Genomic DNA, 25182 nt, shown 5'->3' with positions numbered 1-25182 from the left:
CGATATTAGCCAAAAATTACTTATACAATGATTACAAGTTTAGTTTAATCATATATAAAATGGACTATAATCACTAAATAACAACAAAATAAGGCGCAAATTTGAGTAGGGCAAATACCTTAAAATACTTTTTATTATCACAATATTTAGAGCCAAAAACCTTAGACGAGCCAAAAAAGACAAATAGCAAATTTAAAAAATCAATGGACCTTGAGATCGCAAATTTCGATGAGAAATTTATGCAAATTTTAAGAGCATTTGACAGGTCGCTTTTAAAAAATGGTATAGAAATTTCGATTTATGGTGGCATTTTTGAGACGGACTTGCTTGCCCTTGCGATATCAAAGCTAGCAAAGGTGAAATTTGAAAAAGAGCAAATTTTAGAGGAGCTACGCTCTGAGCAAACGAGCTTTGAAAAGGCATTTTGTTATAAGCTTAAGCTCTCTGGCGATCTAGTTTTTTGCAAAAATGAGCAAAATTTTGCTCTAAAAGATGCAAATTTAGATAATGAGCTAAGCCCATTTTTCACGCCAAACTCATCAAATGAGCTTTTCATCCCAACGGCTCCTTGGGCGATGGTGCGCCTAAACCACCTAAAAGAGATCAGCCAAAACGACTTTAACAAAGAGTGCGAGCACATCAAGGATAAAATTTCTATCCACAAAGAGAAAATGAAGCTTAGCGACTATGTAAAAGCAGTCCATGAGGAGCTAAAAAGCTCGCTAAAGACGCCATTTTGCAAAGACGTGATCAGGCTTGAAGTAAGGATCGCTGATCCAAATTTTAAAGAGAACGACGCCCTTTTAAATAGCTTTTTTATAGATGATATAAATTTACTTATCAAATTTTATGAGTCAGGCAGGACGCACGAGCTGACGGATCAGTTTTTAGACGAGGGTAGTGAGAATAAATTTGAGAGGATTGATGTTAGAGATGAGCTAAATCAAAGGGCAGTAAGGGACTTTTTTAAGGCTGAGCGCTACCCAAGATCGGCTTTTGCAAGTGATTTTGCCTTAAATTTCTCACAGCAAATGGCGTTAAATAACATCATAGAGAAATTTAAAGAAGGTAACGGCGGGATTTATAGCGTAAATGGTGCTCCAGGCACTGGTAAAACGACACTTTTAAAGGACGTGATGGCTGAAGTGGTGACGCTTAGGGCTATGAAGCTCGCGCAAATGAGCAGGCACGATATCTTTGAGCCAGTTTATGACAGTGATGAAAAAGCGCTTTATTTTAGACTAAATGACGAGTTGCAGGGCTATGAAATGGTCGTTAGTTCTTGCAACAATGGCGCGGTTGAGATTTTGAGCAAAGAGCTAAGCCAGCTAAAGAGCATAGGTGATTATGCGGGCGAGATTGAATATTTTAAATTTATAGCCACAAGGCTGCTCTCGGCTGATGAAAAGAGTGAATTTGGCGAGAAGTCCTTTATCTCAAAGCCAGCTTGGGGGCTTTTTTGCGTGGCGCTTGGCTCAAAGCAAAATAAGTCAAATTTTGTTTTTAACGCAATTAATGGCGTAAAGATCGAGGCTACTCACAGCCAGTATGATGAGATCACAAAAGAGTATGGCGAGTTTTTGGAGCAAGATGGCTTTTTGATGGGGCTTGGCAAATATCTGGCAGTAGGCGAAGGCGTCGATGACTTTGACGAGGCAAAGGAGAAATTTAACCTTGCACTTCACGAGGTAAATTTACTTTTTAGCGAGATTAGGATCAAAGAAGAGGAGCTAAAGAGCCTTAAAACAGAACTAGCTGATGTCGATAGGAGGCTTGAGAGCTATAACTCAGCTAAGCAGATAGAGGAGCTTTTATCTCCGCTTGAGAGCGAATTTGCTAGCGTTAGTGACGAGCTTGAAGATAAAAAGGCGGAGGCAGAGGAGCTAACAAGGCTTGTTGGTCAAAATGAGGCCTTGCAGGAGTATTTAAACACACCAGAAAAGCCGCCCTTTTTTCTCTTTCAGCAGATTTTTAAGACAGAGGCCTTTGAAAAGTATAATGACGAGGCGCTAAAGGTTGGTGAGATAAACCGCCAGATAGCTGAGCAAAATTTAAAAGCTAGCAAGCAAAATGGCGAGAGCAAAGAGAAAAACGAGGCAAGGCTAAATGAGCTAAAAAGCAAGATAGCAGGGCTTGAGAGCAGGGCTGCAGAGCTTGGCACTAAGATAAATCTTTACAAAAGGCTGCAAAGCGACTTTGCTAGACGCCAAAAGATACTTGGTAGGAGTGAGGAGCTAGATAACTTTTTAAATGGCAGCTTTAGCGAGAGTAATGACGAAATGCAAAAGAGTATGCCATTTATGATGGAATTTGGCATAGATGAGAAATTTCACAAGACAAAGCTTTTTAAGGCTAGGATAGAGCTTTTCAAAGAGGCGCTAAATTTGCACAAAGCTGCCATTTTTGCTTGCAAAGAGGCTGTTAGGACAAATTTACGTGCCCTTAGCGTTATCTTTAACGATGAAAAGATGGCTGAGAAAAACGGCTTAGAGGCAAAGCATAGACGTGAGATCATCAGGGGGCTCTTCTTGCTAACGCCTGTTGTTAGCTCGACTTTTGCCTCGTTTAATAACACCTTTAAAGACCTTTTAAATGGCGATATAGGCATGCTTTTGATAGATGAAGCAGGGCAGGCAAATTTAACTAACGCGTTAGGCGCATTACTTCGCTCAAAGATGGCTGTGGTTGTTGGCGACCCACTGCAGCTTGAGCCTGTCGTAACGCTGCCTGTTAGTTTAAATAACGCGATACTTAGCTACTGCGAGGCAAAAGAGGAGTTTAACTTGCTTAGATCCTCTGTGCAATTAAGAGCTGACAAGGCGCAGAATATCGGCACATATATAAAAGGTAGCGGCGAAAGTATCTGGGTCGGCTCACCACTGATCGTGCATAGAAGGTGCGCTAACCCTATGTTTGAGATATCAAACGAGACTACCTACGATGATATGATGATACTTGGCAGAAGCGCGGCTAGTAATTTTGCAAACACTAACGTGCAAACAAAGTGGATAGATGTTAGAAGCGAGGAGTGGATAGGCAACTACAACAAAGTCGAGGGCGAGGTGGTTAAAGAGCTCTTGGCAGGCGAGCTAGCTAGCCAGAAAAATAACATCAGGATAATAACGCCATTTAAAGATGTTTGTAGAAATTTAAAAGGTGCTGGCACTATCCACACTATGCAAGGTAAAGAGGCTGATGTTATCGTGTTTGTGTTAGGGGGAGCGACAAAGGGTGCTAGAGCGTGGGCTGCTAGCAAGCCAAACCTGCTAAATGTGGCGCTAACAAGAGCAAAAGAGGTTATTTACATAGTTGGAAACCGAGAAAATTGGGCTAATTTGCCATATTTTGAGGTGGCAGCTAGAAAGATAGACAAAGGATAAATTTGAATCATTTTGCAAAACGCATAATCCCGTGCCTCGACGTAAAAGATGGCAGGGTCGTAAAAGGTGTAAATTTTGTTGGACTTGTCGATGCTGGAGACCCAGTCGAGATAGCTAAAAGATACAACGACGAGGGCGCTGACGAGCTTTGCTTTTTGGATATAACAGCCTCTCACCTTGGCCGTGATACGATAGTTGATGTGGTAAAAAAGGTCGCAAGTAAGCTTTTTATACCCCTAACCGTTGGCGGTGGCATACGCACGATCGATGATATCTCTCGCCTTTTGAATGCGGGCTGCGACAAGGTGAGCCTAAACTCATCGGCGATAAAAGATCCAAATTTGATCGACGAAGCGGCTAAGAAATTTGGCTCGCAGTGTGTTGTCGTGGCGATAGACGCTAAAAAGATCGAAAATGGTTATAGTGTTTTTATAAATGGCGGCAGGATCGACACTAAAAAAGATGCCTTTGCTTGGGCAAAAGAGGTCGAGTCGCGCGGAGCAGGGGAAATTTTGCTAACGTCTATGGATAATGACGGCGTCAAACAGGGCTTTAGTCTGGAACTAACAAAGATATTTAGTGCGCTTTCTATACCGACTATCGCAAGCGGAGGTGCTGGGAAAATGGAGCATTTTAAAGATGCTTTTGAAGCTGGGGCTGATGCGTGTCTTGCTGCTTCGATATTTCACTTTGGAGAGATCGAGATAAAAAAGCTAAAAGAGTATCTTAAGGCAAACGGCGTTGAGGTTAGACTTTGATGTTAGTTATCTCGGCTGGTAAAAATGAAATTTTTGACTTTGCCTTGCCAATGGGGGTGGGGCTAGTCGATATGGCGATAAATTTGACAAAGTTTTTGCAAAAAAGATCGTGCGTGGGAGCAGATGAAAAGAGTATAAATTTAAAAAATATTGACCCTCACTACCTTGCAAAGATCGAGGCTAAATTTGCAAACTCATCAAACCCAGAGTTGCAAAATCTAAGCCAAAATTTGTCAAAAAATCCCGAGCGAAATTTATATCAGATGCCAGAAAAGATAGTTTTTGTAGGTTCAGCTGGTCTATATAAAGATGGTGAAATTTTGCAAATTTATGAAAGCTCGGTTGGGGCAAATGTTGAAATTTCTAGCATAGAAAATAGATCTTACTCGCCCATCGAGTGTGAAATTTCTTCTATCGTTTCACGTGGAACTATCAAAACAAATTCATCAAATTTCATAACGACAGACAAAAATTTGGCTCATAAGATGTTTGAAAAGGGGTATTTTTTAGAAAATATGGAGTTTTTTTCTGTTCTAAAAGTGGCTCAAATTTTTAAAATTCCAGCTTATGGAATTTTCGTAGCGACAAATTTTTGTGATGAAAATGCGCATGCTGATTTTATAAAAAATCACTCTGCGGCTAAAGAGCTACTAACAAAATATGTAAAGGAAAATATGTGAAAAATTTGCTTGACCTTAGCATCGAAGAGTTAAAAGAGCTTGTCTCTCCCTCTTTTAGAGCGACGCAAATTTATGAGTGGATATACAAAAAAAATGCGACAGAATTTAGCCAAATGCTAAATTTGCCAAAGGATATGCGTCAGGATTTGGCTGAGAAATTTTATCTCGATCCTCTAAAATGTGTGAAATTTGAGCAAAGTAGCGACGGCTCTATTAAGTATCTTTTTGAGCTAAAAGATGGGCTGAAAATAGAGAGCGTTTTGCTACCTATGAAAGAGGAGATTAGCGACGAAGATGGCAAGGTGAGCCGCCATGCTCGTTATACCGTTTGTGTTAGTTCGCAGGTTGGTTGCAAAATGGGCTGTGCTTTTTGCCTAACAGCAAAGGGTGGGCTTGTTAGAAATTTGACTGCTGGCGAGATCGTAGGGCAAATTTTGTGGATAAAAAGAGAGAATAACATACCATACGAGAGGCGCATAAACGTTGTCTATATGGGTATGGGCGAACCACTTGATAACCTTGCTAACGTTAGTAAAGCGATCAAAATTTTAGCTCTTAATGAAGGCCTAGCCATATCGCCACGCCGCCAAACAGTTTCAACTAGCGGCCTTGGTAGCCAGATAAAAAAACTTGGCGAGATGGACCTTGGTGTCTTGCTGGCCATATCGCTACATGCTGTTACTAACGAGCTTAGAAGCCGCCTGATGCCGATAAATAAGGCGTATAATATCGAGGCTGTTATGGACGCTGTTAGGGGATTTCCTATCGATATGCGAAAGCGTGTGATGTTTGAATATCTTGTTATCAAAGACTTAAACGATAGTGTTAGTGACGCAAAAAAGCTGGTTAAACTGTTGCATGGTATCAAGGCAAAGGTAAATTTGATCTACTTTAACCCGCATGAAGGTAGTGAATTTGGACGGCCTGAGCTTGCTAGCATGCTAAAATTTCAAGAATATCTAAGAGATCATGGCGTCACTTGCACGATCAGACAGAGCAAAGGGCTTGATATAAGTGCAGCTTGCGGACAGCTAAAACAACGAAATGAAAATCCTAAATTCAGAGCTAACGTTAGCGATAAGAGTGCAGCTAAAGCAGAAGAAAAACCGACTAACGATAAAACTAACGTGAGTAAAAAATGACAGCTCTTGATATCGCTGAGATAATTTTTATAGTGTTGGTTGCTGGCATTGGACTTGGGCTAATCATGAAAGTTTTAAAAGAGGAAAATAAAATTTCAAAATAAATCTAAAAAATTTGGTATGAAATTTTGTGAGTTAAAAACTAAAACGCAAAGTCGATTGTCAAAATTTAATTCACGATGTGGTGACACTAAAAATCTAATTCTATTTTTCAATAAAAACTCTATTTCAAATTTAAAAGCAAAATTACGAAAAATTTTTGTAGATTATTTTTACTAGAAAGACTTTTTAAAATTTAAATATTTTGATTATTTGCTTCTTTTGCAAATTTATAAAACTCACCTTCGGCATCAAATTTGCTTTTTATCTTGTAAAAAATTTCATCAAATTTAAATGAAATTTCGTCCGAGTGAAGCAAGAGTCTTTTTGCGCCAGTTAAATTTATCCGTTCACGCTCGCTCATCTCTTTATCTAAAATTTTCTCGATTTGCGAACGCGACAAACCATAAAGTGGTTCGCCAAGGATCTTGTGTTTCACATGAAACAAATGCAACCGAATTTGATGCTGCCTGCCAGTGAGTGGGATAGCTCGAATTAAAGTCGTATTGATATCATCAAAATATCTGATCGGCAAAATTTTAGTCACAGCGCTCTTGCCATTTTCGCAAATTTGCATTCGCATTTTTACATCGTCGTAGTTGTTTGCCAGATCCATCTTAGCATCGATCGTAAATTCTCGCTCGACCTTGCCTTGCACCATCGCGACATAGCTTTTAGAAACCTCTCTGTTTTCAAAGATTTTCTTTAGCTTTATCGTAGAATTTCTATCTTTGCCCACGACTATCACGCCGCTTGTTTCAAAGTCCAGCCTATGTGCTACGCTCGCATCTCGCCCAAAAAGTGTGTAAATTTCATCGTTTAGCGAGTAGTCGCAGTGCCTGCCATTTGGATGGCTGAACACCCCACTTGGCTTGTCAAATACTGCAAAGCTCTCGCACTCAAAGATCGGCTTTAGCCCCTTTGGCGCCGCCTCATAGTCGATCAAAAAGATATCGCCACACAAAATGGCATTTTTCTCGCTCACGACACTGCCTTCGCATATCAGCCTGCCTTTATCGATGAGGCGCTGGGTTTGGCTCATGTTAAAGCCATTTTGCAGTAAAATTTCATAAGCTTTTTGGTGATCTGCAGTAATGATAAATTTATTTACGTAGGGCAAAAATGATCCTTTCGAAAAACGAGCGAGCTATCTTAAGCCCAAATTTATAAGCGTATAACCGACATTTCAGCCCGGATTTTATATAATCAAAACTTAAATTTAGAGAAATTGCACGACGTGATTTCTGGCCCAAAAAGCCAAATTTATACTTTCAGGACAAAAGCAAACTAACACAAAAGGTTCAACAATGGTCGAAAGATATTCACGCAAAGAGATGGCTGAAAAGTGGAGCATACAAGCAAAATACGACGCTTGGCTCAAGGTAGAAAAAGCTGCCGTTAAAGCTTGGAATAAGCTTGGCTTTATAAACGACAGCGACTGCGAGAAAATTTGCAAAAACGCTAAATTTGAAGTGGCTCGCATCGACGAGATAGAAAAGACGACAAAGCACGACGTCATCGCATTTTTAACAAGCGTCAGCGAGAGCCTTGGCGAGGAGAGCAGGTTCGTGCACTACGGCATGACCTCGAGCGACTGTATCGACACAGCCGTCGCACTTCAGATGAAAGAGAGCCTAGAGCTCATCATCAGCGACGTAGAGGAGTTTATGCAGGCGGTCAAAAATAGAGCAAACGAGCACAAGCATACGCTCATGGTCGGCAGAAGCCACGGCATCCACGGCGAGCCGATAACTTTTGGCCTTGTGCTTGCCATCTGGTACGACGAGATCGCAAGGGCGCTAAAGCTCATCAAAGACGCAAAAGATACGATCAGCTACGGCAAACTCTCAGGTGCTATGGGAAATTTAGCCCACGCTCCTATGGAATTTGAAGAGCTAACTTGCGAGGAGCTTGGTCTCAAAGCTGCTCCAGCCTCTAATCAAGTGATCCAGCGCGACCGCTACGCCCATGTGGTGAGCGCCATGGCTATCCTAGCCTCTACTTGCGAGAAGATCGCAGTTGCCATTAGACACTACCAAAGGACCGAAGTTTATGAAGCGGAGGAGTACTTTAGCCCAGGACAAAAGGGCTCAAGTGCTATGCCACACAAGCGCAATCCAGTCCTTAGCGAAAACATCACCGGCCTTTGCAGAGTGCTACGCTCATACGTCACTCCTTCTCTTGAAAACGTCGCCCTTTGGCACGAGCGCGACATCAGCCACAGCTCGGTTGAGAGATTTATCCTGCCAGATATGTTTATCACGGCTGATTTTATGTTAGTTCGCATCAAAAATTTGATAGCAAATTTAGTCGTATATCCAGAAAATATGATGAAAAATTTAAATTTAACAGGCGGACTAGTCTTTTCACAGCGCGTGCTTTTGCAGCTGCCACAGCGTGGGATTTCTAGGGAGGACGCCTACAAGATCGTTCAGCGCAACGCCATGAAGGTCTGGGCGGACTTGCAAGAGGGCAAAAAAGCGATCGACGAGCAAGGCCACAGCCTATTTTTACAAAATTTGCTAAACGACGAGGACCTAACTAAGAGCCTTAGCAAAGATGAGATCAAAGAGTGCTTTGACTACAACTACTACACTAAAAACGTAGATAGAATTTTCGCCAGAGTTTTTGGCAAATAAATTTAAACGCAAGGGGTAAATTTAGCCCCTTGCAAATACCCTAACACAAAACTCACTTTAAATTTAGCTTGCAAAATTTATCAGCCAAGGGCGGCACTTTTCAAGTAGCTTTTACAAGTGTCAGCAAAATTTAGTGGCAATGTTGGCGCATTTAACTTTTAGTCGTTAAAGCCAACCCAAAAGTTCATCACGTTTAACGCCTTCGTCGCTCTCTCAGACTAAAAAACGATAGTTTTAACAAGCCTTTATCCTTCTCATTTTGGCTCTGAATTTTATATTTAATGAGTAGTTTTTGGTAAAGAGAGTTTTTATATCTTTTTGGATAAAATCTCAAATTAAAATTTAACACGGAGAGACATTTTTGAAAGTTATAAAACGTAATGGCAGAACAGAAGAGCTTGATATCAGCAAGATCAAAAAATACACAAACGAAGCCGTCCTAGGTCTTAACAACGTAAGTCTTAGTGAGCTTGAGGTAGATGCGAAAATTCAGTTTAGAGATATGATAACAACTGAGGAAATTCAGCAAACTCTTATAAAAACAGCAGTTGATAAGATCGACATCGACCGCCCAAACTGGACATTTGTCGCAGCAAGGCTTTTTTTGTTCGACCTTTATCACAAAGTGACTGGCTTTAACGGCTACAACCACCTAAAAGACTACCTAGCAAAAGGCGAAAAAGTAGGCCGCATCATCCCTGGGCTAAAAGAGAAGTACGACCTTGAGGATCTAAACGCCTACATAAAGCCTGAGCGCGATCTTCAGTTTGCATATCTTGGTATCAAGACGCTTTATGATCGCTACCTTATCAAAGACAAGAGTGGTATGCCTATCGAGCTGCCACAGCACATGTTTATGGCGATTGCGATGTTTCTTGCGCAAAACGAGCTAGATAGTCAAGGCTGGGCTAAGAAATTTTACGACCTCATCTCTAAATTTGAAGTGATGTTAGCCACGCCAACGCTCTCAAACGCAAGGACTACGCGCCACCAGCTAAGTAGCTGTTACGTAGGCAGCACGCCTGATAATATCGAGGGCATTTTTGATAGCTATAAAGAGATGGCGCTACTTTCAAAATTTGGTGGCGGTATCGGCTGGGACTGGAGCAAGGTGCGTGCGATGGGTGGCAGTATCGACGGACACAAAAACGCAGCTGGCGGTATCATACCATTTTTAAAAGTGACAAACGACATCGCAGTAGCGGTCGATCAGCTAGGCACTAGAAAGGGCGCGATCGCTGTTTATATCGAGCCTTGGCACATGGATGTGAGCGATTTTCTCGATCTTCGTAAAAACTCAGGCGAAGAGAGACGCCGCGCGCACGAGCTTTTCCCTGCGCTTTGGATAAACGACCTATTTATGAAGCGTGTCAAAGAAAATGGTCGCTGGAGCCTATTTGACCCAGCTCAAGTAAGCGACCTTTGCGACCTTTATGGCGAGGAGTTTGAGAAGAGATACTTAGAGTATGAAAACGACGAAAATATCCAGAAAAACACCATCCTTGCAAAAGAGCTTTGGAAGAAAATTTTAACTAGCTATTTTGAAACGGGCATGCCATTTTTATGCTTCAAAGATAACGCCAACAAAGCAAATCCAAACGACCACGAGGGCATCATCAGAAGCTCAAATTTATGCACCGAAATTTTCCAAAACACAGCGCCAAACTACTATAAGATCAAGATCACTTATGAAGACGGTGGCGAGGAGCTATTTGACGAAGAAGAAGACGTCACGGTCGATAGTGGCATAACTAAAAAAGCCAAAAAGCTTAGCGCGCTTGATAGCCTAAAAGGCAAGCAAATTTTCATCGTAGAAAAAGAGAGCATCGAGGGCAAAACGGCAGTTTGCAACCTTGCAAGTATAAATTTAAGCAAGATAAACAGCAAAGAGGACATCGAGCGCGTCGTACCGATAGCTATCAGGATGCTTGATAACGTTATAGATCTAAATTTCTACCCACACAAAAAGGTAAAACACACAAACCTTGCCTCTCGCTCGATCGGCCTTGGCGTCATGGGCGAAGCGCAAATGCTAGCTGAGAAAAACGTAAAATGGGGCAGCTATGAGCATTTGGCGCTCATTGATAGCATAATGGAAAACATAAGCTACAACGCGATCTATGCTAGCTCAAATTTAGCCGTAGAAAAGGGCATCTATCCAAAATTTGAAGGCTCAAAATGGAGCAAAGGCATCATGCCGATAGACACCGCAAACGAGAACGCAAAGGCGCTTTTAAACGACAAAGGCGGGCTATTTGACGAAAATGTCTGCGACTGGGACAAGCTAAGAGAAAAAGTCAAGCGCGACGGCATGAGAAACGGCTACCTAATGGCGATCGCTCCAACTAGCTCGATCTCGATCCTTGTTGGCACCACTCAGACCATCGAGCCAGTCTATAAGCGCAAGTGGTTCGAGCACAATCTAAGCGGTATGATCCCAAATGTCGTGCCAAATTTAAGCCCTGATACTTGGCAGTTTTACACGCCAGCTTACGAGCTTGATCAGAGAATTTTGATAAAAGCAGGCGCAATCCGCCAAAAATGGATCGATCAAGGTCAAAGTCTAAATATCTTCATGAGCTTAGACAAAGCAAGTGGCGGATATCTAAGTGAAATTTATACGCTTGCATGGGAGCTTGGACTAAAATCAACCTACTATCTACGCTCTGAAAGCCCAGACAGCGAAAAGCTAAACGACGTGGCCGACCGTTCGATCGAATGTGAGGGTTGTCAGTAGGTAAATTTAAGATGGTCTTTTGCTTTGGCACACTAGCCAAGGTAAAAGACCTATTTGTAAGTGATAAAACAGAGAGAAGCTCACGTGGCATCTCAGGTCTTATTGGCTACGTAAGTGCATCATACCTATATAAGATAGTCTTAGACTATATGCCTTTTACTGTTGGCATTGTAGCTGGAGCACTAGCCTTTATAAGCTATGTTATAGAGCTAGCTAAGTTTTACTACATATCACCATTTGTTACAGCCTTTGCTGTCACTATGGGTAAAACAAACAAGATAGTTGACTTCTTAGTAGGGGCACTATCTATATTCTTTAAACCTATCTTGATAGTTATATTTATCTACTTTGGTCTATTTGTCTATGGTATATTTAAAGATATATTCTTACTCTATGCCGAAGAGCAGATGAATATGATGTATGAGCTTCAAAGTCAGTTCTTCTTAACAATTATGCTTCATATATTTATGGCACTACTACATATCATAGGTGCAATAGGTGGTGCTTATATGCTTTGGAAGATCATACTTCATGCACCAACATGGGTTTTAAAGATGGTAGGTCTAAGTGATAGTGGAGCAAGCTTTGCTTCTCAAGAGTTGGCACGCAACCTAGAGAAATATACCTTCCATATGTAACAAAAATGAAATATTTATCTAAAAAAGCTACAATGCTTTGATACCAAACAAGAAGAAAGGATAAGAGATGAGTACAAAAACCTTAAACCAAACAAGAAGAAAGGAAAGTTAAGATGAGAAATAAAGCATTAATTACAGCATTTGTTGTAGGATTTGCTGGTTGCATAAATTTAAATGCCTATGATGGATCTGATGTTTTTAATAAACATTTAAGAGGAGAAGCTAAAGAAGAAGTAGTTGATTGTGATGATCCAAAAAATAGACCTAATTATATTGGTGGTTCAATAGTAAGTGGTAAAGAAGAGTGCGGTGTTAATCGTGGAACCGCTGCTAGAGCTAAACGCGAACTAGATAGGACTATCGGTAGAAACCCAGTCACTGGTAAGGTCACATCAAAGGCTGAGCTACTAGGTGGCAACAAAGCTACAAATAACCTTGAAAAAGCACAAAAGAACTATGGCAAAAAGGAATTTGAGCTTGAAGAAGCAGAAAAAGCCTATGCTGATAACCCAAGTGTCAAAAACTCTAACCGCTTAGAAAAAGCACGTAAAGCCTTTAAAAAAGCACAGCTTGACCTTGAAGCAGCAGAAGAGATAAAAGCAAAAGACGATAGAAGAAACACAAAATAGTAGTGGCGTGGTCTTTCACGCCTTTGGTTTAAATTCTCTGAAGCTTCAAAGCTTTTTTGAGAGTAGAATATTAAAATATTTTCAAGGTCTGATTGAAAGCGTTTGCTTAATAAAAGCTTCTTTTAGACCTTTCTTTTTTTAAATAGGGTCTCATTTCTAGGTCAAATTCATCTAAATTTACACACTCTAACTCGCCACGTTTTTTAGCATTTATTAGCCCAGCCAGATCCTTTTGATCTGCTTCATCTAAATATCCGTCGTCATCATAATGATACCCAAATAAGCTTGATTGACCTGTAAAATTTCAAATCTACTATTTTAAAAACTAAAATTAAAATAATTATTTAAGTAAAAATAATCAAATTTAGTTTAAAAAACCTAAAATACGCAAAAATATACTTAATAAAACTCTCTAAAATTTTATATTTTTTGATAAATATTATTAAACAAAATAAAATAAGTTTTCTATATTTTAAGCTTTCTTGTCCTATACTTTTACACTCCATATCAAAAAAATAATCAGAAAAGAGCAAGTGATGCGTGAAATTTTAAAACGAGATGGCACAAGGCAAGAATTTGTAGCATACAAGATAGTAGATGCTATAAAAAAGGCATTTGCCAGCGAAAATAAAGCTTATGACGAGCAAGTTTTTACAAATGTAGTCCAAGATATCTTTCAAAAATCAAGCGCGATAACAGTCGAGGACATCCAAGATGCGATAGAAAAAGAGCTATTTGACGGCGGACATTTTGAAGTACTAAAGAGCTTCATGCTCTACCGCCACACCCACAAGCTCCAACGCGAGCAAATTTTAGGGCTAAACGAAGATACGACCTATATAAACTCAACCCAAACTATAAATGAGTATATAAACGGCACTGATTGGAGAATTTCTGCAAACTCAAACACGAGCTACTCAAACGCAGGCCTTATAAACAACACCGCCGGCAAAGTCATAGCAAACTACTGGCTAGACGCTGTTTATAGCAAAGAAGAGGGCTTAGCGCACAGAAACGGCGACTACCATATCCACGACCTTGACTGCCTCACAGGATACTGCGCTGGCTGGAGCCTAAGGGCTTTACTAAACGAGGGCTTTAACGGCGTTCGTGGCAGGGTCGAGAGCAAGGCGCCAAAGCACTTTAGAGAGGCGCTATATCAGATGGCAAATTTCTTAGGAATTTTACAAAGCGAGTGGGCGGGTGCTCAGGCGTTTTCTAGCTTTGATACCTACCTTGCGCCTTACGTCTTCAAAGACGATCTAAGCGACGCCGAGATCAAAAAGGCGATAACTAGCTTCATTTTCAACCTAAACGTGCCTGCGCGCTGGGGACAAAGCCCATTTACAAACGTAACCATAGACATCACCTGCCCAAGCGACCTAAGGGATCAGATCCCGACGAGCGATGACATACACCTTTTTACAAATGTAAAAGATGAGAAAATTTTGAAAAAAGCAAACGAGCGTGGCAGGAAAAATTTAGTCGATATGACCTACAAGGACTTCGAGCCTGAGATGGCGCGCATAGACAAAGCATTTTACGAGGTTTTGACAGCTGGCGACAAGTGCTCGCAGCCTTTTACATTCCCTATACCAACGGTAAATATCACAGAGGATTTTAACTGGGATAGCGAAGTAGCAGACGTGCTCTTTGAAAATACCGCAAAAATGGGCTCAAGCTACTTTCAAAATTTCATCGGCTCACAATACACTTATGACGAAAATGGCAACAAGATAGAAAACGAAAACGCCTACAAACCAGGTCACGTGCGCTCTATGTGCTGCCGCTTGCAGCTTGATCTAAGAGAGCTTTTAAAGCGTGGTGGCGGTCTTTTTGGAAGCGCTGAGATGACTGGCTCGATAGGCGTTGTGACTATAAATTTAGCCCGCCTAGGCTATAACTACAAAGGCGATAAGGTCGCACTTTACAACAGACTAAGCTATCTTTTAAACCTAGCTAAATCAACCCTAGAGAAGAAGCGTAAATTTATCCAAGAGATGTATGACAGAGGGCTTTATCCTTACACAGCTAGGTATCTAAAGCACTTTAACAACCACTTTAGCACGATCGGCATAAATGGTATGAATGAGCTACTTAGAAATTTCACTGGCGACAAAGAGAACATTTCAACTAAATTTGGACGAGAATTTGCCCTTGAGATGGTTGGCTTTTTACGCGATAAGATAAGGACATTTCAAGAAGAGAGTGGAAATTTATACAACCTTGAGGCAACTCCAGCTGAGGGCACGACCTACCGCTTTGCCAAAGAGGATAAGAAGCGCTATCCAGACATCATCCAAGCAGGCGAGGGGGACAATATCTACTATACAAACTCAACCCAGCTACCTGCAAATTTCACAGACGACGCTTACGAAGCGCTTGATCTGCAAGATGAGCTACAAAGCGCCTACACTGGTGGCACCGTCTTTCACCTATATATGAAAGAGCGCATAAGCTCGGCTAAAGCTTGCAAAGAGCTTGTAAAGAGTATAATCTCAAACTACAAACTCCCATACATCACGATAACGCCGGTCTTTAGCGTCTGCGCAAAGCATGGCTACATAGCTGGCGAGCATGAGTTTTGCCCGCTTTGTGATGCAGAGCTTATAGAAAATGAAAAGAAAAAATCCAAATAAGGAGAGGAAATGACAGAAAAAGAAATTTTAGAAAAAGTGCAAGACAAACGCACAAGATGCGTGGTCTATACTCGTGTTATGGGTTATCACAGACCAGTTGAGAGCTTTAATCTCGGTAAAAAAGGCGAGCACAAAGAGCGTGTTAAATTTGACGAATACGCAAGTTGCTGCAAGAGATAAATTTCTTGCCTAAAAACAATAATAAATTTAAAAAAATCAACTAAAATGCAAACCAAAGGCACGCCCCTGTGCCTTTTAGTTTAAAAAAGGGTCAAAACTTGCAAAAAGTCTTTAGTATAACGCCATTTACGACGCTTGACTACCCAGACAAAGTGGCAGCTGTCATTTGGTTTGCAGGGTGTAATATGCGCTGCGGATACTGCTACAACATCGAGGTTGTAAAGTCAAATGGCACTATAAGCCTTAGCGAAGTTTGCGACTTTTTGGACCGCAGGGTCGGCAAGCTAAATGGCATAGTCTTTAGCGGCGGCGAATGCACGGCAAACCCTCTCTTTTTAAGGCTGGCACGCGAGGTAAAGGCGCGCGGCTTTAGCTTAAAGGTCGATACTAACGGCTCGTATTGTGACGTCTTAAAAGAGGCGATAGATGAGGGGCTGATTGACTACATCGCGCTTGATTTTAAAGCTCCAAAAGAGAAATTTATCGGTATCACTGGCTCAAATTTATATGAGAAATTTGCTGCCACGCTTAGATACTTGCTTGAGATAAATTTTAAATTTGAAGTGAGAACGACCGTGCATGCGGACTTGCTAAGCGAAAAGGATATCAGCGAAATGTCTGAGCTACTTTACGAGCTTGGATACAGAGGCGACTACTTTTTACAAAAATTCTTTAACACTGGCGAAAATTTTGGAGGCTTAGGCGATCCAAAAAACAGCTTCGATCCAGATAAGATCACATCAAAACTACCTATCAGACTAAGAAATTTCTAAATTTAGCTCAGATAAAAATAGCTAAAAATAAGAAAATTTAACTAAAATTTAACCCAAACCACAAAAACAAACGAGGAGAAAAATATGCAAAATTTCAGCTTTTTAAACCCTACTAAAATAGAATTTGGCAAAGACAAAGAGCAAAACATCGGCAGATATATGAAAGAATTTGGCGTAAAAAAGACGCTCATAATATACGGCAGTGATAGGATCATGAAAAACGGACTTTTTGACGTTGCCACAAAGAGCTTAAGCGCAAATGGCATCGAGTTTTGCAAGATAGGCGGCGTGAAGTCAAACCCAGTGCTAAGCAAAGTAAATGAGGCTATAAATTTAGCTAAAAAAGAGGGCGTCGATAGCGTGCTAGCCATAGGCGGTGGCTCGGTGCTTGATAGTGCCAAGGCCGTGGCTGCAGGCGTGAAGTATAACGGCGACGTTTGGGACTTTTTTACTGGCAAATGCCCAAAAGAAGCGCTTATGATCTTTGACATCATAACACTAGCTGCAACTGGCTCAGAGATGAACGGCGGCGCAGTCGTCACAAAGGAAACCACAAAAGAGAAATTTGCCATGCATGGTGCTTGTCTTTACCCAAAAGTGTCGGTGATAAACCCACTTCTTCAAGCAAGCGTTAGCAAGGAGTACTTGGTCTATTCAGCCTCAGACATCATCGCTCACAGCATAGAGGGCTACTTTACGGCGAGCATCCAGCCTGAGATCATAAATTTATACATCGAAGCAAACATCAAAACGGTTATGAAAACGACTGAAATTTTACTAAAAGAGCCAGATGATTACGCCGCTAGAAGCGAGTTTGCATGGGCTGCGACAATGGCGCTAAATGGCCTAACTTACGTTGGCACGGCTGGCTACTCTTATCCAAATCACATGATCGAGCACGCCATAGGTGCGGTGGTTGATTGCGCGCATGGGGCTGGGCTAAGTGTGGTGATGCCAGCTTGGATGAAGTGGTATAAGAGTAGAAATTTAAAGGCATTTAAGCGCTTTGGCAAAGAAATTTTTGGCGTAGATGACGCAGACGAGGCTATTAAAAAGCTAAAAGAGTGGTTTAGTAAGATCGGCACGCCAACAAGCCTTATCGAAATCGGCGTTGATGAGTCAAATTTAGACGAGATCATGGCGCTAGTTTATGACTATGCCAAGGGCAGGGGCTTGGAGCAAATTTATACAAAAGAGGCCATAAGCGAAATTTTTGCCTTAGCGAGATAGAATTTATCCAAAATTTACAAAGGATAAACATGAAAAAAGTCGCCCTTATAGCAGGAGCCAGCGGCGCTGTGGGAAGTGAAATTTTAAAAGATTTATGCGAGAGTGAGCACTACAACAAGGTGGTCGCCCTTGTTAGGCATGAGCTAGAATTTAGCCATGAAAAGCTTGAAGTAAAGATAGTAAATTTTGATGATTTTAAAGATGAGGTGCCATTTATCGCTGATGATGTTTTTTGCGCGCTTGGCACGACGATGAAAGCAGCAAAGCACAAAGAGCAGTTTTACAAAGTCGATGTGACCTATCCGATAAATTTTGCCAAATTTGGCTTGGAGTGCGGCGCAAAACGCTTTGTCTTGCTCTCGGCTGCAGGGGCAAATAGAAAGTCAGGCTCGTTTTACCTAAAGGCAAAAGGTCAAGCAGAAGCAAAGATAAAAGAGCTTGGATATAGCTCATTTCATATCGCTAGGCTGCCACTTATCGAAGCTGAGAGAAAGGAATTTAGACTTGGCGAGTATCTGGCGATAAAGGCGTTTAAATTTATCCCAAAAGGCTTTTTTGACGAGTATCGTCCGATGAAGGCGGCTGATATCGCTAAAGTGATCGTTCAAGTAGCGCAAGATGACCACAGCGAAGGTGTCAAAATTTATAGCCCAGTGGAGTATGCGAAGTGAAAAGATACATCGCCATCACTGGAGCAAGCTCAGGCATAGGAGCTGCCGCGGCAAAAGCTTTTGCAAGGCGCGGGGAGAATTTGATCCTTATCGCAAGGCGGGGCGAGCTTTTAGAAGAGCTAAAAAGCGAGATAGCTAAATTTGCAAATGTCGATGTGGTGATAGAGCTTTGTGACCTCTCAAAGCAAGAAAATGTCCTAGCTCTTTGGCGAAATTTAGAAAAATTTGAGCTAAAAGCGCTTATAAACAACGCTGGCTTTGGCGACTATAACAAGGTCGGCGAGCAAAATTTAGACAAGATCACGCAGATGATAAATTTAAACATCATAGCTCTTGTCACGCTCTCAACGCTCTTTACTAAAAAATATAAAGACAAAGATACGCAGCTTATAAATATCTCTTCAATAGGTGGCTACAAAATCGTGCCAAACGCCGTGACCTACTGCGCTAGCAAATTTTTCGTAAGTGCCTTTAGCGAGGGACTTTACCACGAGCTAGCGCAAGATAAGCAGGCGAAAATGCAGGCAAAAGTGCTAGCACCAGCTGCCACAAAGACAGAATTTGGCATGGTGGCAACTAGCAAAGAGAGCTACGACTACGACAAGGCGTTTAAAAAGTATCACACGAGCGAGCAGATGGCGGAGTTTTTGCTTCGCCTTTATGATAGCCACTACTGCGTTGGCGCGGTGGATAGAGATAGCTTTGAGTTTAGCCTAAGTAAGCCAAAATTTGACTATGCGGTCAAATACGAGCCAAAAGATAACTAGGCGTTAAAGCAAAAGTAGAACAAAATAAAAAGGCAGATCATGAAATGCGTTAGAGTTGCTATTTTAGGGATTTGTTTAGCAGGCGCTTGCTTTGGTGGTGAGCTTAAATTTGATAAAAAGAAATTTGAGCTAAAAAGCGTGCAAGTTGGCGAGAGAACGCTTAAATTTAGAGCATATGAAGGCATAGTCTATGTGGCAAAGCCAGCTAGCGACTATGAGGTCTTAAATTTTTATGTGCCAGAGGGTAAATTTAGTGACCAAAAAGGGGCTATCTTTATGCCAAATGCTATCGGCGGCTACATGAGCGCAATGCCACAAAAGCCAGAAATCCAAAACGAAAAGCCAAATACCACTCTTGAAGCGCTTCTTAGAGGCTACGTCGTGGCAAGCGTTGGCGCTAGGGGCAGGACGCTAAAAGAGGGTGGGCGTTTTATCGGCAAAGCGCCAGCTGCGATAGTCGATCTAAAAGCAGCCGTTAGATATCTTAAATTTAACGACAAATTTATGCCAGGCGACGCAAACAAGATCATCTCAAACGGCACGAGCGCAGGCGGTGCGATGTCGGCACTTCTAGGCACTAGCGCAAACGCAAAAGAGTATGAGCCATATCTTAGCGAGCTAGGCGCTGCAAAGGCGGACGATCAAATTTATGCCGCTTCTATCTACTGTCCTGTGACAAATTTAGAGCATGAGGACGAGGCCTATGAGTGGATGTTTGGGGCTCTTGATAAATTTGAAAGGATAGACTTTTCAAGCTTTGACGCAGCTAGTTTTAACGACAGGAGCAAAAAGCCAAAGACGATATCAGGCGAGCTAAACGCCACGCAAAAAGAGCTCTCACGCGAGCTAAAAAGTAAATTTCCAGCCTATCTAAACTCGCTAAATTTAAAAGACGCCAAAGGCCACGCACTAAGCCTTGATGAAAATGGCGAGGGCAGCTTCAAAGAGTATATAAACGCCCTCATCTCAAAGGCATTTACCGCTACAAAAAACAGCGATAAAAGCACGCTCACGCCTAAATTTATAACTCTTGACACGCAGGGCTGCGAGCTTGGATATACGTTTAAGCTAGAAGACTTTATCGCCTCGCTTAAGCGCGCCAAAGCAGTAGTTGCCTTTGACGGCCTTGCTCTTGAAAATGCTGAAAACGACCTTTTTGGCGATAGCAAAACGCCTGCGAAGCACTTTACTAAATTTGCAAAAGATCGAAGCGTGGGTGAGATGGCGGAGGCTAGCATCATAAAGATGATGAATGCGATGAACTACACCGCAAACAAAGAGGCAGCGAAATTTTACCGTATAAGGCAGGGCACAAACGACACCGACCTAGCCCTTGCCGTGCCTGCTATGCTCGCACTCTCGCTTAAAAATGCTGGCAAAGAGGTTGATTTTGAAGCGGTCTGGGGACAAGGACACGGCGGCGACTACGACCTAGACGAGCTTTTTGCTTGGATGAAAAGAGTTTTAGAAAAATAAATTTAAAGGAGAAAGTATGAGAAATTTAAAATCCAAAGGAGAAAAGATGAAATTTATAAATTTGTTGATAGTAGCGGCTTTGGGAGTTACACTTAGCTATGCAAAAGAAGAGGTTGATTGCAGTGATCCAAAAAATTTACCGCTTGATATAGGTGGCACACTAATTGGAGGAAAAAAAGAGTGCTTTGTCAATCGCGGAACAGCTGCTAGAGCTAAACGCGAACTAGATATGACTATCGGTAGAAACCCAGTAACTGGCAAGGTCACATCAAAGGCTGAGCTACTAGGTGGCGACAAAGCTACTAATAACCTAGAAAAAGCACAAAAGAACTATGGCGACAAGAAATTTAAGCTAGAAGAGGCAGAAAAAGCCTATGCTGATAACCCAAGTGTCAAAAACTCTAACCGCTTAGAAAAAGCACGTAAAGCCTTTGAAAAAGCACAGATCGATCTAAAAGGTGCAGAAGAGATAAAAGCTAAGGCTGATATGAAAAAGGCGAAGTGATAAGGGGAATTTGATGTTTAAAAAGCTATTTTTACTAGCGGTTTTGGCAGCTTTTGCCTTTGGGGCGGAGGCGAAAGTGAGCTTGCAGGAGCTGCTTTCAACGCCAAATAACAAGAGTTTGTTAAAAGAGCTTTGTAGGGAAAATATACTAAGCTCAAAGAGCGAGCCAGACACGCAGACTATATTTTTTATGAGCGCAAAGAGCAAGCCAGAGCTATTTTATCTGATCGAGTTTTACAAGGACGAGGCGGCTTATAAAAAGCATATAAGCTCGGCGCACTATAAGAAATTTGTAAGTGCGAGCGCTGAAATTTTGGCTAGCAAAAAGGCTATAAGCTTGAAAAAACGGGCTGCGTTTTCTAAAAATTTAACCCCAGAGAGGCTAAAAGATAGCTACTTTCACATCACAAATTTAAGCCTTTTGGCAAAAAGCGATGCGAAATTTGAAAAGATCATCAAAAAATATATGCAAAAAAGCGTAGATGAGGGTGCTTACGCGCAGTTTGCTTTTAGTCAAAAGGATGCGCCAAACAAGTGGGTGCTGGTTGAAATTTACAAAGACGAAGCTAGCTTTGAAAGCTACCGCCACAGCGAAAACTACAAGGCTTACGCCAAAGAGCGAGCTGGGCTAATAGATGAATTTGACGGCTTTGGTCTTAATAATGAGACCTCATTTAGCAAGGTAAAATTTTAGGAGATGTTATGAAAAAAATTTCACTTTTTTGCGCACTTGCACTCATTGGTAGCACGGCTTTTGCCCTTGATAGGGCTGGATGTGAGAGTTTAAAAGATGTAAAAATTTTAAACAACGAGATGATAGATGCACTGTGGAGTGAGAGTGGCGAAGTATCAGCCGATAAGATGTCTGCGCTAACTGGTGGCAGTAAAAACACTATCAAAGCAAAGCCTCACTGCGTGGTGCATGGCAAACTCTATAAGCGCACTGGAAGTGACGGCAAAGAGTATGCGATAGACTATGAGCTAAGGCTGCCAGAGCAGTGGAATGAGAAGTTTTTATTTCAAGGCGGGGGCGGTATGGACGGCTTTGTAGCGCCTGCTCTTGGCGCAGTGCCGATACGCACAAGCGCAGCCACGCCAGCGCTTCTTAGAGGTTACGCGGTAGTTACTACAAACTCAGGACATCCAGAGCCAACGGCTGAGTTTGGGCTAGATCAGCAAGCAAGGCTAGACTACGCCTATCAGGCGATCGGCAAGGTCACGGACGCAGCTAAGCAAATTTTAGCCACCGCATACGCCAAAAAGCCAAAACATAGCTACTTCATGGGCTGCTCAAATGGCGGCAGGGCAGCACTAATCGCAGCCCAGCGCTATCCACTAGAATTTGACGGCGTCATCGCTGCAAACCCTGGCTTTAGGCTATCTCGCGCGGCGATCGCTCAGCAGTGGGACAACCAAGCCCTTATGAAGATAGCTCCGAAAAATGAAAAAGGCGAGAAAATTTTTGCAAATGCCCTAACGCAGGACGACCTTGACAAGCTAAGCCACGCCGTGCTAGAAAAATGTGACGCCTTGGACGGACTAAAAGATGGGATCATCAATGCTTGGGAGGCGTGCAAATTTGACCCAAAAAGTCTAAATTTAGATAAGCAAAAGATAGCAGCGATAGAGAAAATCTTTAATGGAGCCAAAAATAGCAAGGGCGAGCAAATTTATAGCGGCTGGTTTTACGACTCAGGCGTGAGCGCTGAGGGCTGGAGGCAGTGGAAGCTAGGCGACTCACAAAGTGCTAAGCCAAACGCTAGAAACATCACGCTTTCAAGCGGCTCGGTGAATTATTATTTTCTAACGCCTGCGCAGCCAAATTTCGACACGATAAATTTCGACTTTGACAAAGACACGCCAAAGACTTTTGAGACCGCAGCGATAAATGACGCTATCTCAACAGACCTTAGCACATTTAGCGCAAATGGCGGTAAGCTCATAATAGTAACTGGCGTTTCAGACCCAGTTTTCTCGGCAAAAGATCAAAGGGATTGGTTTAAAAAGCTAGAGGCTGATAATGAAAATAGCCAAAATTTCGCGGCATTTTTTGCGCTACCTGGGATGAATCACTGCGGTGGCGGCAACGGCATAGATGACGTCGATCCGCTTAGTGCGCTTGAAGCGTGGCACGAAAAGGGCGAAGCGCCAAAGAGCATGCTAGCAAAAAGCAAAAGCTATGCTGGCAAGGAATTTTTAGTGTGTGCCTATCCAAAGGTGGCTACTTACGTGGGTGGCGACGCTAGCAAGGCAAGTAGCTTTGTTTGCAAGTAAATTTAAGAAAGTAAATTTAAGGGGCAAAAATGAGTGAAATTTTAGTCGTATCAGGTCACACCGACCTTGAAAATTCTTTTGCGAATAAGATCATTTTGGACGAGCTAAAAAAGCACTTGCCAGAGGCTAAATTTGACATACTAAGCGAGCTTTATAAAAACTACGCTATCGATGTAAAAGCCGAGCAAGAAAAGCTAGTAAAGGCTGATGTGATCGTGCTTGTTTATCCATTTTTCTGGTACGGCGTGCCATCGCTTTTACAAAAGTGGTTTGAAGATGTGCTAGTTCATGGCTTCTCTCACGGCAGCAAGGGAGATAAGCTACATGGCAAAAAGCTAGTGCTTTCATTTACCTCTGGCGCGCCTGAGGAGCTTTATAAAAAAGAGGCGCTTCAGCGCTATGAGATAGAGGAATTTTTGCCACCACTTAAGGCTTTAGCAAATATGTGTGGCATGGAGTTTGCAGGCTATGTTTATAGCGGAGGGCTATCGTATCAGAGCAGACACGATGAGGCAAAGCTTGCTTTGATGAGGCAAAAGGCGCTTGATCATGCAAAGAGGCTAGAGGAGCTGATAGGTAAAATTTCATGATACCGGCGAAATTTTATAGATATGTTTTTGCGTTTATAATGTCAGCATTTATGGCGTTTTTTATGTCATTTGTGCTGACGTATCTAAACCTTGGCTTTGTTGATGGCTTTGTGAAAATTTGGCTAATCGCTTATGTAAAAGCCTTTGTAGTGGCGTATCCTGTGCTTTTGCTAGTTTCGCCGTCTGTTGCAAAGATCACGCAAAATTTATGTAAAAAAGAGGGGTAAATTTGAAGTGTGGCTAGAGAGCCTAGCCACGCGGAGTTTTATTTTAAAAGACCTTGTTTTTTCATTTGGTCCATTACTTGAGCAAACATCTCTTTAGCTTGTTTGCAAGTAGCGTCTTGTTGCTCTTTTGGAAGTGCAGCAAGTTGATCCATTGATTGTTTCTTTTGATCTTCGTACATTTTTACTTGTTGCTCTTGACCAGCTTGTTTGTAAGCCTCAACCATCTTATCGATGTCTGAGAAGTAAGACTTGCAAGTATCTGTAAGATCCGCAGCGTTTAGGCTTAGTGCAAAGCCAATAGTGGCTAAAACTAGAAGTGATTTTTTCATATTTTCTCCTTGTGAAAAAGTATGCGAAAGTATAACATTTTTGATAGTGGTTGTGTGCTTAAAAAATTATAAATTTAGCCAAGACAAGCGCCTTGGCTATTTTGGCTATTTTTAGCCTAGAAATTCGCGTTTAAAATACTCTTTTGGAGCTTTGCAAAGTGGGCAAGCGCCTGGAGCTTTTTTGCCTCTGTGAACGTGTCCGCACACCTCGCAAACCCAAATATCTTCTTCGTCGCTCTCAAAAAAGCCCTCTTCATCAAGCATCTTTTTAAGCTCTAAATACTCTCTTTCATGCTCTACTTCAACCTTGCCGATCGCATTAAATAGCCTCTCAACATCTCTTAGCTCTTCTTCTTTTGCGATCTTTGCAAAGTCTGGATACATCGTCGTATGTTCGTAGTTTTCGCCAGCTGCAGCGTCAAGTAAATTTTTATCCATCTTATCGATCGGATCATTCATTAACTCGTGATATTTCTTAAACTCAGCCCTTGCGTGCCATTTTTCGTTTTCAGCTGCCTCGTAAAAGTGTCTGGCTATCGCGTGATAGCCAGCTTCCTTAGCTAGGTCGCCGTAAAGCTCGTACTTATTTCTAGCTTGTGACTCGCCAGCAAATGCCTTCATCAAATTTACCGCTGTTAAATTTTCAGTCACGCACTTCATCTCTTCGCCGCAACAGGTTAATGTGCCGCCGCCAACTTTTTGAACTTCGATCTCGTTGCCGCATTTCTCGCATTTGTATGTTTCGTACTGTCTCATTTTGACTCCTATTTTGATAAAATTTGAGCGGATTATAACCAAATAATTAAAATATGTAAATAA

At 41.9% G+C, this 25182-nt stretch carries 21 protein-coding genes and 1 pseudogene; 19 read left to right on the top strand and 3 right to left on the bottom strand.

What is annotated here, in order from left to right; translation table 11 throughout:
- Positions 1-101 precede the first annotated feature (101 nt).
- Genes CVS86_RS02190 through rlmN form a run of 4 tightly spaced genes read left to right on the top strand, consistent with a single transcriptional unit; the run spans position 102 to position 5960 of the window.
- Complete coding sequence (locus tag CVS86_RS02190) at positions 102-3380, top strand: DEAD/DEAH box helicase (RefSeq protein WP_107790824.1); 3279 nt, start codon at positions 102-104, stop codon at positions 3378-3380.
- A 2-nt stretch (positions 3381-3382) separates the two neighbouring features.
- Positions 3383-4138 carry an imidazole glycerol phosphate synthase subunit HisF gene (gene hisF, locus CVS86_RS02185; protein WP_021087091.1) on the top strand — a complete coding sequence of 252 codons (756 nt, stop codon included), beginning with the start codon at positions 3383-3385 and terminating at the stop codon, positions 4136-4138.
- The gene (locus CVS86_RS02180) at positions 4138-4818 is read left to right on the top strand and encodes a purine-nucleoside phosphorylase (RefSeq protein ID WP_107790823.1); all 681 of its coding nucleotides are present in this window, start codon (positions 4138-4140) and stop codon (positions 4816-4818) included. Before hisF ends, CVS86_RS02180 begins: the two co-directional genes overlap by 1 nt.
- The gene (rlmN, locus tag CVS86_RS02175; RefSeq protein ID WP_107790822.1) at positions 4815-5960 is read left to right on the top strand and encodes a 23S rRNA (adenine(2503)-C(2))-methyltransferase RlmN; all 1146 of its coding nucleotides are present in this window, start codon (positions 4815-4817) and stop codon (positions 5958-5960) included. Before CVS86_RS02180 ends, rlmN begins: the two co-directional genes overlap by 4 nt.
- A gap of 295 nt (positions 5961-6255) precedes the next feature.
- Here rlmN and CVS86_RS02170 read toward each other — a convergent pair whose 3' ends face one another.
- Positions 6256-7179, bottom strand: coding sequence for a pseudouridine synthase family protein (locus CVS86_RS02170; protein WP_107790821.1), 924 nt, complete (start codon positions 7177-7179; stop codon positions 6256-6258).
- 187 nt (positions 7180-7366) lie between these two features.
- Here CVS86_RS02170 and purB point away from each other — a divergent pair, with 187 nt between their 5' ends.
- The 15 genes and pseudogenes from purB to CVS86_RS02090 all read left to right on the top strand — a co-directional run bounded on the left by purB (position 7367) and on the right by CVS86_RS02090 (position 24034).
- Positions 7367-8698, top strand: a complete 1332-nt coding sequence (purB, locus tag CVS86_RS02165; protein WP_107790820.1) for an adenylosuccinate lyase — start codon at positions 7367-7369, stop codon at positions 8696-8698.
- A gap of 361 nt (positions 8699-9059) precedes the next feature.
- Complete coding sequence (locus tag CVS86_RS02160) at positions 9060-11435, top strand: ribonucleoside-diphosphate reductase subunit alpha (RefSeq protein ID WP_103581244.1); 2376 nt, start codon at positions 9060-9062, stop codon at positions 11433-11435.
- Complete coding sequence (locus CVS86_RS02155) at positions 11426-12073, top strand: hypothetical protein (RefSeq protein WP_159070807.1); 648 nt, start codon at positions 11426-11428, stop codon at positions 12071-12073. The genes CVS86_RS02160 and CVS86_RS02155 overlap by 10 nt, the downstream gene beginning before the upstream one ends.
- Positions 12074-12186: 113 nt before the next feature.
- Positions 12187-12702 carry a hypothetical protein gene (locus tag CVS86_RS02150; RefSeq protein ID WP_107790819.1) on the top strand — a complete coding sequence of 172 codons (516 nt, stop codon included), beginning with the start codon at positions 12187-12189 and terminating at the stop codon, positions 12700-12702.
- Positions 12703-13238: 536 nt separating this feature from the next.
- Positions 13239-15521 (top strand): annotated as a pseudogene (locus tag CVS86_RS02145) (ribonucleoside triphosphate reductase).
- Positions 15522-15589: 68 nt separating this feature from the next.
- On the top strand, positions 15590-16294 hold the full coding sequence (locus tag CVS86_RS02135) for an anaerobic ribonucleoside-triphosphate reductase activating protein (RefSeq protein WP_107790817.1): 705 nt from the start codon (positions 15590-15592) through the stop codon (positions 16292-16294).
- A gap of 84 nt (positions 16295-16378) precedes the next feature.
- Positions 16379-17524 (top strand): iron-containing alcohol dehydrogenase, encoded by a 1146-nt coding sequence (locus CVS86_RS02130; protein ID WP_107790816.1) that lies wholly within the window; start codon positions 16379-16381, stop codon positions 17522-17524.
- Between the two features lie 29 nt (positions 17525-17553).
- Entirely contained in the window at positions 17554-18195 is a 642-nt protein-coding gene (locus CVS86_RS02125; RefSeq protein ID WP_107790815.1) for an NAD(P)H-binding protein, read from the top strand.
- Entirely contained in the window at positions 18192-18962 is a 771-nt protein-coding gene (locus tag CVS86_RS02120; RefSeq protein WP_107790814.1) for an SDR family NAD(P)-dependent oxidoreductase, read from the top strand. The genes CVS86_RS02125 and CVS86_RS02120 overlap by 4 nt, the downstream gene beginning before the upstream one ends.
- Positions 18963-19001: 39 nt before the next feature.
- Entirely contained in the window at positions 19002-20438 is a 1437-nt protein-coding gene (locus CVS86_RS02115; RefSeq protein ID WP_107790813.1) for a subtype B tannase, read from the top strand.
- A 16-nt stretch (positions 20439-20454) separates the two neighbouring features.
- Positions 20455-20943 (top strand): hypothetical protein, encoded by a 489-nt coding sequence (locus CVS86_RS02110; protein ID WP_234399213.1) that lies wholly within the window; start codon positions 20455-20457, stop codon positions 20941-20943.
- Between the two features lie 13 nt (positions 20944-20956).
- A complete protein-coding gene (locus CVS86_RS02105) occupies positions 20957-21637 on the top strand; it encodes a putative quinol monooxygenase (RefSeq protein WP_107790812.1) in 681 nt (226 codons plus the stop codon).
- An 8-nt stretch (positions 21638-21645) separates the two neighbouring features.
- Complete coding sequence (locus tag CVS86_RS02100; protein ID WP_107790811.1) at positions 21646-23217, top strand: tannase/feruloyl esterase family alpha/beta hydrolase; 1572 nt, start codon at positions 21646-21648, stop codon at positions 23215-23217.
- Between the two features lie 29 nt (positions 23218-23246).
- Complete coding sequence (locus CVS86_RS02095; RefSeq protein WP_103645424.1) at positions 23247-23807, top strand: NAD(P)H-dependent oxidoreductase; 561 nt, start codon at positions 23247-23249, stop codon at positions 23805-23807.
- Positions 23804-24034, top strand: coding sequence for a DUF2798 domain-containing protein (locus tag CVS86_RS02090; RefSeq protein WP_002940611.1), 231 nt, complete (start codon positions 23804-23806; stop codon positions 24032-24034). Before CVS86_RS02095 ends, CVS86_RS02090 begins: the two co-directional genes overlap by 4 nt.
- Positions 24035-24072: 38 nt before the next feature.
- On the opposite strand, the gene CVS86_RS02085 is transcribed toward CVS86_RS02090, so the two are convergent.
- Both CVS86_RS02085 and CVS86_RS02080 read right to left on the bottom strand, forming a co-directional pair.
- Positions 24073-24363 (bottom strand): DUF5339 domain-containing protein, encoded by a 291-nt coding sequence (locus tag CVS86_RS02085; protein WP_107790810.1) that lies wholly within the window; start codon positions 24361-24363, stop codon positions 24073-24075.
- A gap of 111 nt (positions 24364-24474) precedes the next feature.
- Positions 24475-25119, bottom strand: a complete 645-nt coding sequence (locus CVS86_RS02080; protein ID WP_021091887.1) for a ferritin family protein — start codon at positions 25117-25119, stop codon at positions 24475-24477.
- Positions 25120-25182 lie beyond the last annotated feature (63 nt).

Origin of the sequence: Campylobacter concisus (assembly GCF_003048605.1) — a bacterium.
In the GTDB taxonomy this organism is placed as follows: domain Bacteria; phylum Campylobacterota; class Campylobacteria; order Campylobacterales; family Campylobacteraceae; genus Campylobacter_A; species Campylobacter_A concisus_BM.
Note: the sequence above shows the minus strand (reverse complement) of the source record. Positions and strands in the feature narration are given on the sequence as shown.

Excerpts from the sequence above, each read along its gene's own strand:
- CVS86_RS02100 (WP_107790811.1), top strand. The coding sequence starts at position 21,646 with ATGAAAAAAATTTCACTTTTTTGCGCACTTGCACTCATTGGTAGCACG.
- purB (WP_107790820.1), top strand. The coding sequence starts at position 7,367 with ATGGTCGAAAGATATTCACGCAAAGAGATGGCTGAAAAGTGGAGCATA.
- CVS86_RS02130 (WP_107790816.1), top strand. The coding sequence starts at position 16,379 with ATGCAAAATTTCAGCTTTTTAAACCCTACTAAAATAGAATTTGGCAAA.
- CVS86_RS02080 (WP_021091887.1), bottom strand. The coding sequence starts at position 25,119 with ATGAGACAGTACGAAACATACAAATGCGAGAAATGCGGCAACGAGATC.
- CVS86_RS02110 (WP_234399213.1), top strand. The coding sequence starts at position 20,455 with ATGAGAAATTTAAAATCCAAAGGAGAAAAGATGAAATTTATAAATTTG.
- CVS86_RS02150 (WP_107790819.1), top strand. The coding sequence starts at position 12,187 with ATGAGAAATAAAGCATTAATTACAGCATTTGTTGTAGGATTTGCTGGT.
- CVS86_RS02180 (WP_107790823.1), top strand. The coding sequence starts at position 4,138 with ATGTTAGTTATCTCGGCTGGTAAAAATGAAATTTTTGACTTTGCCTTG.
- CVS86_RS02095 (WP_103645424.1), top strand. The coding sequence starts at position 23,247 with ATGAGTGAAATTTTAGTCGTATCAGGTCACACCGACCTTGAAAATTCT.
- CVS86_RS02115 (WP_107790813.1), top strand. The coding sequence starts at position 19,002 with ATGAAATGCGTTAGAGTTGCTATTTTAGGGATTTGTTTAGCAGGCGCT.
- CVS86_RS02085 (WP_107790810.1), bottom strand. The coding sequence starts at position 24,363 with ATGAAAAAATCACTTCTAGTTTTAGCCACTATTGGCTTTGCACTAAGC.
- CVS86_RS02125 (WP_107790815.1), top strand. The coding sequence starts at position 17,554 with ATGAAAAAAGTCGCCCTTATAGCAGGAGCCAGCGGCGCTGTGGGAAGT.
- CVS86_RS02105 (WP_107790812.1), top strand. The coding sequence starts at position 20,957 with ATGTTTAAAAAGCTATTTTTACTAGCGGTTTTGGCAGCTTTTGCCTTT.
- CVS86_RS02090 (WP_002940611.1), top strand. The coding sequence starts at position 23,804 with ATGATACCGGCGAAATTTTATAGATATGTTTTTGCGTTTATAATGTCA.